The following is a 16,372-nucleotide window of genomic DNA, read 5'->3' as shown; positions in this document are numbered from 1 at the left end:
CATCGGCGTTGGAACGGAACATCGGGCGCATGCTGCGGTTGTGCCCCGACACCAACAGGAGAACCCGATGAAACAGACCCTTGCGATCCTTGCCATCTGCGCCACGCCCGTCGCAGCCCTTGCCCAGACCGAGGGAGAGTTCTCGCTGCCCGACCTGCCCTATGCCGCAGACGCGCTGGACCCGGTCATCAGCGCCGAAACGATGGGCCTGCATCACGGCAAGCATCACCAGAGCTATGTAACCAACCTCAACACCGCCATCGCCGAGGGCGACGCCCCCGCCGGCACCGCGCTGGAGGATCTGGTGGCCAATGCCGGCACCTATCCCGACCGCGTCCGCAACAACGCCGGCGGTCACTGGAACCACACGTTCTTCTGGGAATCGATGGCCCCGGCCGACCAGACCGGAGAGATGTCGCCCGAACTGACCGAGGCGATCGAGGCGGCATTCGGTTCCGACGAGGAGTTCCGCACCGCATTTCAAGAGGCCGGTGCAGGCCAGTTCGGATCGGGCTGGGTCTGGCTGATCGTGAACGATCAGGACGAGCTGGAGATCACCTCGACCCCGAACCAGGACAACCCGCTGATGGACGTGGCCGAGACGCAGGGCACGCCGCTTCTGGGCAACGACGTGTGGGAACACGCCTATTATCTGACCTACAACAACCGCCGGGCCGAATACCTGGAAAGCTGGTGGGATGTGGTGAACTGGGGGGCCGTGTCCGAACGCTATGACGCGGCGCTGGCCGAATAAGCCACGGCCATCCCCAATCTTATGACGGGCGGCACGGCAACGTGCCGCCCGTCTTCTTTGCGAAACCAAAATAGCGCGCGACGGGCCAGAAACGACGGTGCGTGGGCGTCGGAACCGTGCGTTGGGCCGGTCGGAACCTGTTCCGGCGGGCTAAGCGTCTGGCACGACGTCGGCATCAGGGCACCCCCTTCCCGCTCCTGCGTTTCAGGCTGGCGGGGCGGTCCGCGTCTTGCGCGTGGTCCTGTGGGACAGGAAGAACCGCAGCATCTGGGCCGAAGCATCCGGCCCGCCCGGATCGACGAACCGACCCGCACGCGAACCGCCCGACCACGCATGGCCCGCGCCCCTGACCAGCCAATGTTCCACCCAGGACCGGCCCTGCCCCACCCGGTGGCTGGTGCGCACATAGGCCCGTCCGCCCGGCACGGTGCGGGTCAGTTCCACCGCGCGCAGGCCCGGGAACGTCTCGACCGCGCGGATCGCCACGAAGCGGCCGTTACGCGGGGTCACGATGTGGTCGTCGCTGCCGTGAAAGATGATCGTGGGGACGGGCGTGGCAAGGCGGCGGCCGGGGCTGCCCTGCTTCATCGCGATGATGGCCGAGGTCTTGTCCCCCGCCGCCCCCGGCGGCAGGCCGGAATGGCATCCGACGGCGGCGAACAGATCGGGATAGGCATGCGCCAGCAGCATCGCGGTCGACCCGCCCGCCGACAGGCCCGCGACATAGACCCGCGCCGGATCCGCCCCATAGCGCGCCAGCATGTCCCGGGTCAGGCTGGCCAGCAGGGCGGGTTCACCGCCGTCGCGACCCTGATCCTCGGGGCGGAACCAGTTCCAGCAGCGGTTGGCATGCGCCTCGCGCGGCTGCGCGGGATAGACCACGATCACGCCCCGCTGTTCGGCCAGCGCGTTCATCCCGGTGCCCTTCGCGAAATCCTCGGGCGTCTGGCCGCAGCCATGCAGCATCACCAGCAGTGGCAGCGGCACCCCCGCCCCGATCGCCGAGGGCAGATAGACGCGATACTTGCGCGTCCCGTGTGCGGAGGTATGGGTCCCCGTCTCGAACCGCGCCGATCGCGGGGCGACGGCCCGCAGCTTTGCGGCAGGCTTTGACTTGGCGGACTTGGGCTTTGCCGCCTTCGGCGGCTGCACGGCAGCGGTGGCCGCCTGCGTCATCGCCTTGGTGGCCGTCTTCATGAAGGCGCCCATCAGGCCCGCCATGGCGTTGGCGCCGGATTTCCGGCGACGGGTTCCGATGCGAAGTCTGGGGCGCCTGGTCACGGGGTTCGGGGCAGCGTTCGGGTGCACATGACCTCTGCGTCGCATGCGCCCCCGGATTGGGCAAGCGGCAACCCCGGTTCCGGCGGTCATGGCTGCCATGACGCGCTGACAGGTCCGGCCGCGCTTGCCCATTCGGGCGGCGTTTGACATTTTGCGGGCAGACGCCCCGGCCCCCGCCGCGCCGCAATGAAAAGGTCCTGCCGATGACGGCCGCCATGCTGACGCTTCTGGACTGGCTGGACCGGCGCACGTCCGGGGTGGGCCTGGTCACCGGCGCGCTGTTCGTCGCGGGCTCCCTGACGCCCAGCCTGATCCCGCGCAGCCCCCAGATCCAGGGCATCCTGGCGGGGTTCTGCTTTGCCGCGGGCTATGGGGTGGCGGTGCTGGCCGGCGCGCTGTGGCGCTATCTGCAGCTGCCGCGCATGACCGACCGTCAGGCGCGCCTGCTGGTGCCGGCGATGGGCGCGGTGGCGCTGGTCATCGTGACCGTGTTCCTGCTGCGGTCCGCGGAATGGCAGAACGACATCCGCGCCGCCATGACCCTGCCCCCGGCCGAGGGCGTGGCCCCCTTCATGGTGGCGGGGCTTGGCACCGCGGTCGCGTCGGTCCTGCTGATCCTGGGCAAGCTGCTGGTGGCGCTTGGCCGTTATGTCAGCGCGCGCATCGCGCAGGTCCTGCCCCGCCGGCAGGCGCGGGTTCTGGGCGTGCTGCTGACGATCCTGGTGACCTATCAGGTCTTCAGCGGCGTTCTGGTGCGCAACGTCGTCTCCAGCATCGACCAGTCGGCGCAGGCGCTGGACGACCTGATCCCCGCCGAACAGATCGCCCCCGACCAGCCCTGGCAGACAGGCAGCGCCGAATCGCTGGTCGCCTGGCAGGATCTGGGGCGCGAAGGGCGCAATTTCGTGGCCACCACCCCCGACCCCCAGGCCATCGCCCGCGTCACCGGACAACCAGCGCGGCAGCCGCTGCGCGTCTATGTCGGGCTGAACGCGGCGGACACGCTGACCGCGCGCGCCGATCTGGCGGTGCGCGAACTGGAACGCGCGGGCGGGTTCGACCGCAGCACGCTGGTCGTCGCCATGCCCACCGGCACCGGCTGGATGGACCCCGCCGCGATCGAGCCGCTGGAGCATCTGAACCACGGCGACGTCGCGACCTTGGCGTTGCAGTATTCCTATCTGCAAAGCTGGATCTCGCTGTTGGTGCAACCCGAACAGGCGGCCGAGGCCGGGCGCGCCCTGTTCGGGGCCGTCCACCGCCGCTGGCAGCAGCTGCCCGAGGAGACGCGCCCCCGGCTGTACCTCTATGGTCTCAGCCTGGGCGCGCACAGCTCTCAGCAGTCGTTGCGCCTGCACGAGATGCTGGATCAGCCCATCGACGGGGCGCTGTGGGTCGGGCCGCCCTTCGTCAGCCAGCTGTGGCAGACGCTGACCGCCGAACGCGACCCCGGATCGCCCGCATGGCTGCCGCACCTGACCACCGGAGAGGTCGTGCGCTTTACCGACGGCCGCCAGTCGGTGCATGACGGCGGCCCCTGGGGCGAGGTGCGGATCGTGTTCCTGCAATACGGCAGCGATCCCATCGTGTTCTTCCGATCCGACAGCGCGATCCGCCCGCCCGAATGGCTGGCCAGCCCCCGCGCCCCCGAAGTGTCGCCCGACCTGCGCTGGTATCCGATCATCACCCAGCTGCAGCTGGCCTTCGACATGGCGATCGCGCTGGAGGTGCCGATCGGGCATGGCCATGTCTATGCCCATGTCGATCACATCGACCCCTGGCTGGCGATCACCGACCCGCCCGGATGGACCCCCGAACGGCTGCAAGCGCTGCGCGACCATTTCCTGGCGCGGCAACAGGCGGTCACGACACAGCCTGGCAGTTCGGGCTGACCCCGATCGGGCCGCCGCGTGCGGCGTCAGGCGCGGCTGTCGGCGATGGCGCGCCAGCGCGGATTGTCGTCGCCGACATGGCGCCGCGCGCCCCAGAAGCCCGCGGGCCCGGGACCGGACACCTCGACGAAGGCGTTGAAGAACGCCCCGCCCGCCGCGCCAAAGCCGTCGATGGCGCGCCGGTACAGCGCACCCATCTGATCCGAATAGTGGAACCGCTCGAGGAAATCGAACAGCTCGGGATCGGCGTCGATGGCGGCCCGGTCGGGGACGATGTGGCTGCCGCCCTCGTACATAACCAGGAACAGGCCTGCCTCCTGGGCGATGGCGTGCTGGGCGGCCCAGACCTCCTCCAGCGTGGCGATGGTGGTGCCGCCCTCTTCACCCGCAACATGGCGCCCGTCGGCCACCTGTTCCGCCATCAGGTCGAACGCCCGCGCATCCCCCATGTCACGCCAGGACCGGATCAGCGACAGGTTCGCGGGACGTCCGATGCCGCCGTCGAAATAGCCCGTCACCGCATAGGCGTCGAAATGGGTCTTGGGTGCCCGGCGGTCCGGACCGTCCGCCACCCACAAGGGCGCATCCAGCATGGCATGGTTCAGGTCGATCCAGGCGGTATGGGCGGTGATGACCTTGCGCAGGCGGTCGGGCGCATCGGCATAGACCGCGTCCAGCAGCACCGCCATTTCAGCCGCACGGCCACCGTAATACTGCATCCAGCCATCGCCTTGGCCGGGCCATTGCGCCTCGGCCTGCTGTAGGGCCCACTGGGTCTGGCCGAACTGGAAGTTCCACACCTCGTTCGAGAATTCGTACCAGGCGGTCAGGCCCGGATCCAGGCTGTCCCGGACCAGCGTGGCAAAGCGGGTGATGTGGTCGTCGGTCGCCAGATGCGGAAAGCAGAACCACGGATCGATGCCCAGTTGATTGGCCAGCGCCACCATGACCTCGACCGGCACGCCCAGGGTCCAAGTGGCCGAGGTCAGGCGCGGCCGGTCGTCCCACTCGGACAGCGTGCTGTCATTCGTGGCCATCCAGTCCATGAGGCGGATCACCCGGAACCCGCCGATCAGCGCCAGCCATTCGGGCCGAAAGATCTGCCCTGCATCATATTCGGCCTGCAAGTCCTGATGGATGCATCGGAAATTGCGCGCGGGATCGGCGGCGTCCTGCCTGACGATGTCGATCGCCACGATCCCCGTGTCCGACGCGACATAGTCGAACTCGGCCCATCCCGGCCCGGTGGTCACGTTCGTGCCGGTCCCGTTGATGCGCACGTCGCCGGTTCCGTCCCAGGTCATCCGGTAATGGCCGTTCACGCTGATATCGTCGGCGGACAGGTCGCACAGGATGATCGTGCCCACGGCAGTCGAGCCGTCGGGGATGCTGACGGGCCAGCCGTCGGCATCTAGATGCCCGCCCTCGCGCAACTGGGCGTTGGTATGGGACACGAACTCGGCCTCGGACCGGCCCATCCATTCGCGGCTTTGGCGCATCACGTCGATGAATGGCTGAGAGGCCCCCCAGTCAGAAATACCCGACAGCCCCACCGCGATGCCCCCCGGTTCGGTGCGTGTCGCGGCCCGCGCGGTCAGTGGCATCCCGATCGCGGCCTGCAGTCCGAAGGCGGCGCCAAGCATCAGTACGGAACGTCTCTTCACCGGCGGCCCTCCATGCACTGCCCCGACAAAGGGACCGTGAATTTCTAACAGCGCGGTGCGCATTCGGGCAAGGCGTTTACCGACAGGGGAATTTGCGGCCCGGTTCGGGACCGCAGCCCCCCGGCCAGATCGAATATGGCTCAATACCCGCATTCATCTTATTGAAAATAAATCATAATACCGGGATTCTTCAGTTGATTTCCAGAAGCCGTCACAAGGTCGGATCATGCAGTCAACGCGATCTAGGCCCGCCTGCACGGATCACGATGCCGCAAGGTCGGACCGGCGCCCGCAGCACCGATCCGACCCGCGCGCAACCGTTGCGCGACTGTATCTGACCCGAAGTCATCCTGCGCAGCGCATAGGAATTTTCGGTGACGGGCGCAGCGGTTCGTGAAAACGGGGGCGCCGGATTGCGGCGCCCCCCGAGGCTTGATCAGTCTGCGCTGCGTTCGCCCAGCTGCAGGCCGGCGGGAGCGGGAACCAGGTCGCCCACGGGACGAGCCTGTCCGACGGGCCGACCCGCCAGGGCGGCGTCGAACTGGTCACGGTCCAGCGCGCCTTGCCAGCGGCTGACCACCACCGTGGCGACCGCGTTGCCGATGAAGTTCGTGACCGAGCGGCATTCCGACATGAAGCGGTCCACGCCCAGGATCAGCGCCATGCCCGCGACCGGCACGGTCGGGACGACCGACAGTGTCGCGGCCAGCGTGATGAAGCCCGCACCGGTGACGCCCGCGGCACCCTTCGACGACAGCATCGCGACCAGCAGCAGCAGGACCTGTTGCTGCAGGGACAGGTCGGTGTTCGTGGCCTGGGCGATGAACAGCGCGGCCAGCGTCATGTAGATGTTGGTGCCGTCCAGGTTGAAGCTGTAGCCTGTCGGCACGACCAGTCCCACGACGGGACGGGCGCAGCCGGCCTTCTCCATCTTCTCCATCAGCGAGGGCAGCGCGGATTCCGACGACGAGGTGCCCAGCACCAGCAGGATCTCGGCCTTGAGATAGGAGATCAGCCGGAAGATCGAGAACCCGTTGACCATGCAGACCGTACCCAGGATCACGATCACGAACAGGGCCGAGGTCAGGTAGAACGTGCCGACCAACGCGGCCAGGTTCACGACGGACCCGATGCCGTACTTGCCGATGGTGAAGGCGAAGGCCCCGAAGGCGCCGATGGGGGCGGCCTTCATCAGGATGTCGACCACGCGGAAGATCGCGAAGCTGGCCGATTCCATGACCGACAGGACCGGCTTGGCGCGGTCGCCGACCATGATCATGCCGATGCCGAACAGGATCGCCACGAACAGCACCTGCAGGATGTTACCCTCGACGAAGGCCGACACCAGCGTGGTCGGGATGATGTCCATGACGAAGCCCACCAGGCTGGTCTCGTGCGCCTTCTCGGCATAGCCGGTGACGGTGCTGGCATCCAGGGTGGACGGGTCGATGTTCATGCCGCGGCCGGGCTGGATGACGTTCGCCACGATCAGGCCGACGATCAGCGCCAGCGTCGAGAAGGTCAGGAAATAGGCGAAGGCCTTGCCCACGACCGATCCCACGCCGCGCAGCGTGCCCATTCCGGCCAGGCCCGTGACGATGGTCAGGAAGATGACCGGCGCGATGATCATCTTGACCAGCTTGATGAAGGCGTCGCCCAGGGGCTTCAGCGCCTCGCCGGTCTGGGGATAGAAATGGCCGATCAGCGCGCCGGCGACGATGGCAAAGATCACCTGGACGTACAGGTGGGCGTAAAAGGGCTTGGGGGCGTGCGCTTGGGGATGCGCGGGGGCGTTCAACTGCATCTGGTCTCCTCCGACCTGCATGTGACGATGACGTGACACAGGATAGCCCATTGAACCGGACTGCCCGCTTTCCACGCGCATGGCAGCAATGCGTTGATTTCATGGCTTTCTGTCAGCATGCGGGGGTCTATAATGTGCGGTTTTCCGCACAGATGCCGCGTGCTAGTGTGGGAACCGAAACAGTCCGGGGGACGGGATGGAACAGGCGGCGACCTTGCGAGAATCGCGCTGGCGGCTGCATCCCGCGCTGCTGGTGCTGGTCGCAGCTCTGCTGGCGGGGCCTTGGGCCGCCTATACGGTGACGCGCGACGGGATGCTGGCGCAGCTGGACCAGGACGCGCAAGCCGCCGCCGAAAGCCGCGCCCTGACGCTGGACAGCATCCTGGACCGACAGCGTGCGGTGGCCACCGTCCTGGCCGTCGACCAGCAGGTGATCCAGTTGCTGCAGCAGGGTGGCCCCGACCGCGATTTCGCGGTGTCGGCCAAGATGGACCTGCTGCGGGCGGAAACGCAAAGCGACGTGATCTATCTGCTGGATCGCCGGGGCGTGTCGGTGGCCGCGTCGAACTGGGACCTGCCGTCCAGCTTCATCGGCCACGACTATGGATTCCGGCAGTATTTTCGTCAGGCAGCCGCGCAGGGCACGGGCCAGGAATACGCGCTTGGCACGGTCAGCGGGCGGCCCGGCCTGTATCTGGCCCATGACATCCGCGACGGGACGACGCTGTTGGGCGTGGTGGTGGTCAAGGTCGAGTTCGACCCGCTGGAGGCCGCATGGGCGCGCGACACCGGGGCCACGCATGTTGTGGACGGACAGGACCGGGTGATCATCTCGGGCCAGCCGGCGCTGCGCTTTGGGGCCCTGCCGGATGTCCGCGGCATGGTGCAGGCCCGCGCCAGCGTGCGCGGCACCGACTGGACGCTGCTGGTCCGCCGTCCCTTGGCCGAGGCGCAGCGCGTGGCGTCGCTTGCGGCAGGGACCGCCGTCCTGGCCGTGCTGCTGGCCGGGGTCGTGGTGGCGGTGATCATGGCCCGCCTGCGCCGCGCCGCCCGCCGCGCGCGGGCCGAGGCCGCCTATCGCGCCGACCTGGAACGCGCGGTCGAGGCCCGCACCCGCGACCTGTCCGGAGAGATGCGCGAGCGGCGCGCCGCCGAACAGCGTCTGGTCCAGCTGCAATCCGATCTGGTGCAGGCCAACAAGTTGGCCACCCTGGGCCAGGTCAGCGCCGGTTTCGCCCATGAGGTGAACCAGCCCCTGGCCACGATCCGCCTGCTGGCGGAGAACGGCCGCGCGATGCTGGACCGCGACCCGGCGCCGGTGGCCGCGAACTTGGACCGGATCATCGGCATGACCGACCGGATCGGCCAGATCACGTCCGAACTGCGCAACTTCTCCCGCAAGGCGACGGGGGCCGTGGGGCGGGTGGCGCTGGCCGACGCGATCCAGGCCTCGCTGATGCTGACGGCCAGCCGACGGCGGACCAGCGCGATGGATTTCGCGCTGCCCGACCTGCCCCCGGATCTGGCCGTCCGGGCCGAGGCCGTGCGCCTGGAACAGATCCTGGTCAACCTGCTGACCAACGCCCATGATGCGCAGGAAGGCCGCTCTGATCCCCGCATCGCCATCGCGGTCCAGGCGGACGACGCCCGCGTCACGCTGACCATCCGCGACAACGGTCCCGGCCTGTCGTCCGCCATGGCCGCACAGCTGTTCACGCCCTTTGCCACGGACAAGCCGCAGGGGCTGGGGCTGGGGCTGGTCATCTCGCGCGACATCGCCCGCGACTTCGGCGGCGAGCTGGACGCCCTGCCCCCGGAACCGGGCCAGGGAGCCGCGTTCCGCCTGACCCTGCCGCGTGCCGCATGACCGGGACCGTCCGCCTGATCGACGATGACGCCGACCTGCGCGCGGTGCTGGAGCAGACGCTGACGCTGGCCGGGATCGCGGTCGAGGCCTTCGCCGATGCCCGCTCGGCCCTAGCCGGGCTGGACGCGGATTACGCGGGCATGGTGCTGTCGGACGTGCGGATGCCCGGCATGGACGGGCTGCAGCTGTTTTCGCATCTGCGCGGGATGGACCCCGACCTGCCGGTGATCCTGCTGACCGGGCATGGCGACGTGGCGATGGCGGTCGCGGCGCTGCAGCAGGGGGCCTATGATTTTCTGACCAAGCCCGTTGGCGCGGACCGGCTTGCCGCCTCCTGCCGCCGGGCGCTCTCGGCGCGGGCGCTGGTGCTGGAGAACCGCCGCCTGGTGCGGCGCGCGGGTCAGGACGCGGCCCGCGTCGCGCCACCGCTGATGGGGGACAGCGCGGCGATGATCCACCTGCGCGACGGCCTGGACCGCGTGGCCGAGGCAGAGAGCGACGCCCTGATCACCGGCCCGTCCGGGTCCGGCAAGTCGCTGGTGGCGCGTGCCATCCACCGCCTTGGGCCGCGACGGGGCCGCGGGTTGGTGGTGCTGGACTGCGCCACCGCGGACGAGGCCGGGTTCGACGCATTGCTGTCGGGAACCGAGACCCCGCGCGGTCCGCGCCGCCCCGGCCTTCTGGAGCAGGCCCATCGCGGCGTGCTGTGCCTGGAGGACGCGCCGGCTCTGCCCCCGCACCTGCAGGCCCGCCTGCTGAGCCTGGTCGAGGCGGGCGAATACTGGCCCGCGGGGGCCGCCGCCCCGCGCCCGCTGGCGTTGCAGCTGCTGGCCACGGCCCAGGACGATCCGCAGGGGCGGATGCATCCGGGCCTGTATTTCCGGCTGGCTCGTGCCCGCCTGTCGGTGCCGCCCTTGTCGGCGCGGCGCGACGACATCCCGGCGCTGTTCCGGCATTTCCTGCAGGCCGCGGCGGACCGGCTGTCGCGACAGGTGCCGCCGCTGACGGACCTGGTGCTGGCGCGGCTGGCGGCGCATGGCTGGCCCGGCAACCTGCGCGAATTGCAGGCCTTTGCCGAAGGTCACGTACTGGGCCTGTCGCCCATCGGCCCCGCGGGTGACGGTCCCGACCGACCACCTCTGTCGGACCTGGTCGCGGCCTACGAGGCCGGCCTGATCCGCGACGCGCTGCGCGAGGCGCAGGGCAATGCCACGGGCGCGATGGCCGCGCTGAACGTGCCGCGCAAGACCTTCTATGACAAGCTGACGCGCCACGGCATCCGCCCCGCCAATTTCCGCCGCCGCGACATGCGCCGATCCCCCGATCCCGACGATCCGTCTTGACGGATCGACCCGCAGCCGACATGCGGGAACGGTCTGCCATCGAATTGAGAATACCGATGTCGAATCAAGCACTGCCCGCGGGATTGTCGGTCTATCTGATCAATCTTGACCGGGCCGTCGACCGGCTGGCGCGGATGACCGCAAAATGCGATGCCGTGGGCCTGCCCTTCGAACGGGTCCCGGCGGTGGACGGGTCGACGCTCAGCTTTCCACATCCGGCCTTCGATGCCTGGGGCTATCGCTATCTGCACGGCCGCCGGGTGATCCCGGCCGAGGTCGGCTGCTATCTCAGCCATGTCGCCTGCGCGCAGCGGCTGTTGGACAGCCAGGACACGCATGCGCTGATCCTTGAGGACGACGTGGCCTTTCCGCCCGATTTCACCGCGATCCTGCGCGCCGCCATGGCCGAGGACGACAGCTGGGACATCCTGCGGCTGAGCACGATGAACACCGGGCGCAAGTTCGGCTTTCGCGACCTGCCCGGCGGGCGCCGCCTGGCCAAGGCCTTCACGCGCGAAAAGGGCGCCGGCGCCTATGTCATCAACCGCGCCGCGGCCCGGTGGATCACGGGACGGCTGATGCCGATGCGCCTGTCCTATGACATCGCCTTCGACCTGGAATACCTGGCCGGGCTGCGCGCGGTCTTCGTCGACCCGCCGCCCGTCGACCAGCGCGACGAACCGGCCTCGCAGATCCAGATGAACCTGCGGGCGTCGAAATATCCCGCGACGCGCTATCTGACCGTCCTGCCCTATCGCGCCTGGCTGGAGATCAGCCGCCTGGTCGCGCGCAGCGGCCAGTACGTCTATGCCCGCGCGCATTACCTGCCCTACAAGACCGTGCTGAAGGTCGCGTCCTTCGTGCTGGCCATCACCCTGGGCATCGACGAGATCTTCGACAACATGTAAGGCCGCGCCGCCCCGCGCGGGGGCGGCGCCTTTCGTCAGACCACCGTGACGCGGATCGCGCCGACGCCCTCGATCCGCGCGTCCATCACGTCGCCGCGGGTGACCGCGCCCACGCCAGACGGGGTGCCCGTCATGATCACGTCGCCCGGCTGCAGGTCGAAATAGCGCGACAGTTCGGCGATCATCTCGGGGATCTTCCAGATCATCTGGTTCAGATCGCCGGTCTGCCGGCGTTCCCCGTTCACGTCCAACGTCACGGCGCCCGCATCGGGATGGCCGATCCGCGATGCCGGCACCAGCGGGCCGCAGGGGCCGGATTTCTCAAAGCTCTTGCCGACCTCCCACGGGCGGCCCATCTTCTTGGCCTCGCCCTGCAGGTCGCGGCGGGTCATGTCCAGGCCGACCCCATAGCCCCAGACATGATCCAGTGCCCGGTCGGCCGCGATGTCGCGGCCGCCGGTGGACAGGGCCACGACCAGCTCGACCTCGTGGTGCACGTCGGATGTCAGGGTCGGATAGGGGAAGGTGCCGTCCGACGTCAGGTTGGACGGGCTCTTGAAGAAGAAGAACGGCGGCTCCCGGTCGGGATCGTGGCCCATCTCGACCGCGTGGGCAGCATAGTTGCGGCCGATGCAGAACACCCGGTTGACGGGAAAGCGCTGGTCGCTGCCCTCGACCGGCAGGGTCGCGGGGGGCGCGGGGGCGATCACGTAATCGGTCGGCTGGTAAAGATCGTTGGGCATCAGTGTGTGACTCCTGCGTAGGATGCGCGCATCGCGACCATCGACGACGGCACATTGCGCACCGCCTTGTAGCGATTCATGGCGATGACCGGCATCGACAGCATGACCACCGCCAGCACCTTCGATGTCAACCCGGTGCCATGGACGAAGGTGACCAGCGGGATCAGCGCCGCCATGGGTGCCGCCTGCATGACGATGAACACGGGCAGCGTGATCCATTCGACGGTCTGGCGCAGCCCCATCGCGACGCCTGCGCTGATCCCCACCGTCAGTGAAATGACCAGCCCGATCACCAGGGGCTTCATCGTGCGCAGATAGGTGGCCCCCCTGGATCCGTCGGCGATCATCGACCACAGGGCGGCCATGGTCGCGGTGAAGGTGGGAAAGGCGAAATTGAACCCCGACCGGGCGGCGAATTCCCAGATCAGGGCAAACTTGGCGACCGACAGGATCTTCCAGTGCAGGCCCGACTGCCACAGGCGCAGGGCCGGGCCCGACGGTAGCGGCCGTCGCTGTGCGGTGATGTTGGCGGATGTCATGGATACAGGTCCCCCAAGGCGGGATGCGTCCCCTGCCCGCCGGATCGCGGATCAGGGGGGTGGCGGCGCCCCCGCGGGGATGCCGCCAATGGCCGGGCAATCAGTCCCGGGCGGCCGCCGGCAGGTCGAAAACCCAGTGCTGTGCGGTGTCCAGACCGGACTCTGGCGCCTGGACCTGGCCCGCGGCTGCCAGGAACCTCAGGTCGTCGATGACTGTTGGGCGCCGCCGGCCGTGGGCAGCATGCCGTCATCCACCGCGTCTTGGAAGTAGGGGTGATCTCGGCCAGCGCCTGGTCGGGCAGGTCGTACTGGGTGCGCAGGTCTCATACCCCTCATATCCCGCTCCTCCCAAAGCGGCAATGTGAGCGTGAATTAAAGGTCACCCCGATTGGTTTGCTTATGGCGCCCGATTGGTTAACTTTTCAACACGACAGTTCAGAGTATTTATATTGTAAAATAATATTATGCGTGATTAACCTCACACCAATCTGGAGTTATCCTAGCCAAACTGACAAATTGGTTGCGGATAGTAATCTTGTGCGGCAACCCTGACTCCCCGCTCGGATATCCGGCCCATGACGACGACGACGGTTCGCGGCAGGCGACGCTGGTGCAGCTGCGCGCCGGGCTGATGCGCCATGACTTCGCCCCCGGCACCCGCCTGCCCCCCGAACGTGACCTGTCCGAGACCTTGGGCGTTTCGCGCGGGGAACTGCGCAAGGCGCTGGCCACGCTGGAGGCCGAGGGCCAGGTCTGGCGGCATGTCGGCAAGGGCACCTTCATCGGGTCGCGCCGCGTCGAGGTGATGAGCCTGTCCGAGATCGACCGCGTGACCAATCCCGCCGAGGTCATGCGCGCCCGCCTGCTGATCGAGCCGATGCTGGCGCGCGAGGCCGCGCTGAACGCCACACAGGATCATATCGAGGCGATGGCCGCCTGCATCCTGCGCACGCGCAGCGCCCAGACCTGGCGCCAGTACGAGACCGCCGACAACGAGTTCCACCGCCTGATCGCGCAGGCCACCGGCAATCGGCTGCTGCTGGCGCTGTTCGATGCGCTGAACGCGGTGCGGCGGGCGGTTGTGTGGGGGGCGCTGCGGTCGGGGCGGCAACGGCCGCCGGACGACCACCATTCCTTTGCCGAACACGACCGGATCGCCGCGGCGATCGCCCAACGCGACCTGTCGGGCGCAGCCGAGGCGATGCATCACCACCTGAGGGCGGTCCAGAAACAGCTGATCGACCCCAAGGGCCCCACGATCCCCCGGGAATAGCGGGTCAGATGGTGGACATTTCCCCCCGACGCGACGCACAATCCCGCGCATAAGAACGAGGATCAACAGACCATGGCCGAAAACGACACACCCCAGATCATCTATACCAAGGTGGACGAGGCGCCCGAGCTGGCGTCGGCATCGCTGCTGCCGATCATCCGCCGCTTTGCGGATGCGGCCGGAATCACCGTCGCGACGCGCGACATCTCTCTGGCGGGGCGCATCATCGCGGCGTTTCCCGAACGGCTGACCCCGGAACAGGCGCAGTCGGACGATCTGGCGGGCCTGGGCGCATGGGTCAAGACGCCTGCCGCCAACGTCATCAAGCTGCCCAACATCTCGGCCTCGGTGCCGCAGCTGGTGGGCGCGATCAAGGAGTTGCAGGCGCAGGGCTATGACCTGCCCGACTATCCGGTCGATCCGCAGGACGACGCCCAGGCCGAGATCCGCGCCCGGTACGATGCGCTGAAGGGATCGGCCGTGAACCCCGTCCTGCGCGAAGGCAATTCGGACCGCCGCGCTGCGCGGGCGGTCAAGAACTATGCCAAGGCGCATCCTCATTCGATGGGCAAGTGGTCCCCGGACAGCAAGACCCGCGTGTCGTCGATGCCCGCAGGCGATTTCCGCCGCAACGAGACGTCGGTGACGCTGACGGCAGAACAGGCCGGGCGCGTGCGCATCCAGCTGACCGGCGCGGACGGCCAGGTGACCGTGCTGAAGGACGGCCCCGACCTGCCCGCGGGCACCGTGGTCGATGCCAGCTTCCTGTCCGTGACCGAGCTGACCCGCTTTCTGCAGGCCGAGATCGAGGCGACGCAGGCCGACGGCACGCTGTTCTCGGTCCACCTGAAGGCCACGATGATGAAGGTCTCGGACCCGATCATCTTCGGCCATGTCGTGCGCGCCTGGCTGGCGCCGGTGTTCGAACGTCACGGCGCGGCGCTGGCCGCGGCGGGTGCGGACCCCAATGGCGGCCTGGGCACCGTGCTGGCCCGCGTGGCGCAGATGCCCGAGGGCGATGCGATCCGCGCCGAGATCGACGAGATCATGGCGCAGCGCCCGCCGCTGTACATGGTGAACTCGGACAAGGGCATCACGAACCTGCACGTGCCGTCCGACGTGATCATCGACGCGTCGATCCCGGCGCTGCTGCGCGCTGGCGGCAAGGGCTGGGGCCCCGACGGGGCCGAGGCCGACACCAACTGCGTGATCCCCGACACGTCCTATGCCGACGTCTATGACGAGAGCGTCCGCTATTTCAAGGAAACCGGTGCGCTGGACCCGCGCACCGCGGGCACCGTCCAGAACGTCGGCCTGATGGCCCAGAAGGCCGAGGAATACGGCTCGCACCCGACCACGTTCGAGATCCCGCATGCCGGCACCGTGACCGTCATCGCCGCCAACGGCGATGAGCTGCACCGCCACGCGGTCGATACGGGCGACATCTGGCGCCTGTGCTCGACCCGCCAGGCCGCGATCGAGGACTGGGTGCGCCTGGCCATCGACCGCCAGCGCCTGGAGGGCTGCAAGGCCGTGTTCTGGCTGGACCGGGACCGCGCCCATGACCGCGAACTGCTGGCCTATGTCGAGCCGATGCTGGAGGCGGCGGGTGTCACCGACCGCTTCCAGGTTCTGGCCCCGCGCGAGGCCACGCGCCTGTCCTTCGAAACCATCCGTGCAGGCCAGGACATCATCGCGGTCACCGGCAACGTGCTGCGCGATTACCTGACCGACCTGTTCCCGATCCTGGAGCTGGGCACCTCGGCCAAGATGCTGTCGATCGTCAAGCTGATGCAGGGCGGCGGCATGTTCGAGACGGGCGCCGGTGGGTCCGCCCCAAAGCACGTCCAGCAGCTGGCCGAGGAGAACCACCTGCGGTGGGACAGCCTGGGTGAATTCTGTGCCCTTGGCGAAAGCCTGAACTTCCTGGCCGAAGCCACGGGCAACGAAAAGGCCCGCACCCTGGCCGCCGCGGTCGAGGCCGCGACCCAGGGCGTGCTGGACCACGAACGCTCTCCCGGCCGCAAGGCGGGCGACCCGGACAACCGCGACAGCCACTATTACTTCGCGATGTACTGGGCGCAGGCGCTGGCGCAGCAGACTTCCGACCCCGACCTGGCCGAGGAATTCCGCCCCATCGCCCGCGACCTGACAGAACTGGAGGAACAGATCGTGGCGGAACTGCGCGCGGATCGCGGCCGTCCGGTCGACCTGGGCGGCTATTACCACGCGGACCCGGAAAAGGTCGCCGCGGTGATGCGCCCGTCGGCCACGCTGAACCGCATCCTGGGCTGACGCCCCTGG

General features: G+C 68.3%; 12 protein-coding genes. 7 read left to right on the top strand and 5 right to left on the bottom strand.

Annotation, left to right across the window (positions count from 1 at the left end):
• Positions 1 to 67: 67 nt before the first annotated feature.
• Positions 68 to 754 carry a superoxide dismutase gene (locus FHD67_RS04785; protein WP_139598003.1) on the top strand — a complete coding sequence of 229 codons (687 nt, stop codon included), beginning with the start codon at positions 68 to 70 and terminating at the stop codon, positions 752 to 754.
• 204 nt (positions 755 to 958) lie between these two features.
• Here the strand turns inward: FHD67_RS04785 and FHD67_RS04780 are convergent, their stop codons facing one another.
• On the bottom strand, positions 959 to 1,951 hold the full coding sequence (locus tag FHD67_RS04780; protein ID WP_246071226.1) for an extracellular catalytic domain type 1 short-chain-length polyhydroxyalkanoate depolymerase: 993 nt from the start codon (positions 1,949 to 1,951) through the stop codon (positions 959 to 961).
• Positions 1,952 to 2,238: 287 nt separating this feature from the next.
• Between FHD67_RS04780 and FHD67_RS04775 the strand changes: the two genes are divergently transcribed.
• Positions 2,239 to 3,927, top strand: coding sequence for an alpha/beta hydrolase (locus FHD67_RS04775; protein WP_139598001.1), 1,689 nt, complete (start codon positions 2,239 to 2,241; stop codon positions 3,925 to 3,927).
• A 26-nt stretch (positions 3,928 to 3,953) separates the two neighbouring features.
• Here FHD67_RS04775 and FHD67_RS04770 read toward each other — a convergent pair whose 3' ends face one another.
• Positions 3,954 to 5,591, bottom strand: coding sequence for a hypothetical protein (locus FHD67_RS04770; protein ID WP_139598000.1), 1,638 nt, complete (start codon positions 5,589 to 5,591; stop codon positions 3,954 to 3,956).
• A gap of 436 nt (positions 5,592 to 6,027) precedes the next feature.
• The gene (locus FHD67_RS04765; RefSeq protein WP_046001627.1) at positions 6,028 to 7,395 is read right to left on the bottom strand and encodes a dicarboxylate/amino acid:cation symporter; all 1,368 of its coding nucleotides are present in this window, start codon (positions 7,393 to 7,395) and stop codon (positions 6,028 to 6,030) included.
• A gap of 196 nt (positions 7,396 to 7,591) precedes the next feature.
• Here FHD67_RS04765 and FHD67_RS04760 point away from each other — a divergent pair, with 196 nt between their 5' ends.
• From FHD67_RS04760 to FHD67_RS04750, 3 genes are read left to right on the top strand one after another with little or no spacing between them, the layout of a single operon-like run.
• The gene (locus FHD67_RS04760; protein WP_246071225.1) at positions 7,592 to 9,262 is read left to right on the top strand and encodes an ATP-binding protein; all 1,671 of its coding nucleotides are present in this window, start codon (positions 7,592 to 7,594) and stop codon (positions 9,260 to 9,262) included.
• Positions 9,259 to 10,605 (top strand): sigma-54-dependent transcriptional regulator, encoded by a 1,347-nt coding sequence (locus FHD67_RS21060; RefSeq protein WP_139597999.1) that lies wholly within the window; start codon positions 9,259 to 9,261, stop codon positions 10,603 to 10,605. The genes FHD67_RS04760 and FHD67_RS21060 overlap by 4 nt, the downstream gene beginning before the upstream one ends.
• Before the next feature lie 56 nt (positions 10,606 to 10,661).
• The gene (locus FHD67_RS04750; protein ID WP_064503574.1) at positions 10,662 to 11,513 is read left to right on the top strand and encodes a glycosyltransferase family 25 protein; all 852 of its coding nucleotides are present in this window, start codon (positions 10,662 to 10,664) and stop codon (positions 11,511 to 11,513) included.
• A gap of 35 nt (positions 11,514 to 11,548) precedes the next feature.
• On the opposite strand, the gene FHD67_RS04745 is transcribed toward FHD67_RS04750, so the two are convergent.
• Both FHD67_RS04745 and FHD67_RS04740 read right to left on the bottom strand, forming a co-directional pair.
• Entirely contained in the window at positions 11,549 to 12,256 is a 708-nt protein-coding gene (locus FHD67_RS04745) for a fumarylacetoacetate hydrolase family protein (RefSeq protein ID WP_046001629.1), read from the bottom strand.
• Positions 12,256 to 12,795 carry an ABC transporter permease gene (locus FHD67_RS04740; RefSeq protein ID WP_084693909.1) on the bottom strand — a complete coding sequence of 180 codons (540 nt, stop codon included), beginning with the start codon at positions 12,793 to 12,795 and terminating at the stop codon, positions 12,256 to 12,258. Before FHD67_RS04740 ends, FHD67_RS04745 begins: the two co-directional genes overlap by 1 nt.
• Before the next feature lie 610 nt (positions 12,796 to 13,405).
• Here FHD67_RS04740 and FHD67_RS04735 point away from each other — a divergent pair.
• Together FHD67_RS04735 and FHD67_RS04730 are read left to right on the top strand one after the other, a co-directional pair.
• Positions 13,406 to 14,068, top strand: a complete 663-nt coding sequence (locus FHD67_RS04735; protein ID WP_246071224.1) for a FadR/GntR family transcriptional regulator — start codon at positions 13,406 to 13,408, stop codon at positions 14,066 to 14,068.
• 72 nt (positions 14,069 to 14,140) lie between these two features.
• Entirely contained in the window at positions 14,141 to 16,363 is a 2,223-nt protein-coding gene (locus FHD67_RS04730; RefSeq protein ID WP_139597998.1) for an NADP-dependent isocitrate dehydrogenase, read from the top strand.
• Positions 16,364 to 16,372 lie beyond the last annotated feature (9 nt).

It is taken from the genome of Paracoccus haeundaensis (genome assembly GCF_006239215.1).
GTDB classification, from domain to species: Bacteria; Pseudomonadota; Alphaproteobacteria; order Rhodobacterales; family Rhodobacteraceae; genus Paracoccus; species Paracoccus marcusii.
Note: the sequence above shows the minus strand (reverse complement) of the source record. Positions and strands in the feature narration are given on the sequence as shown.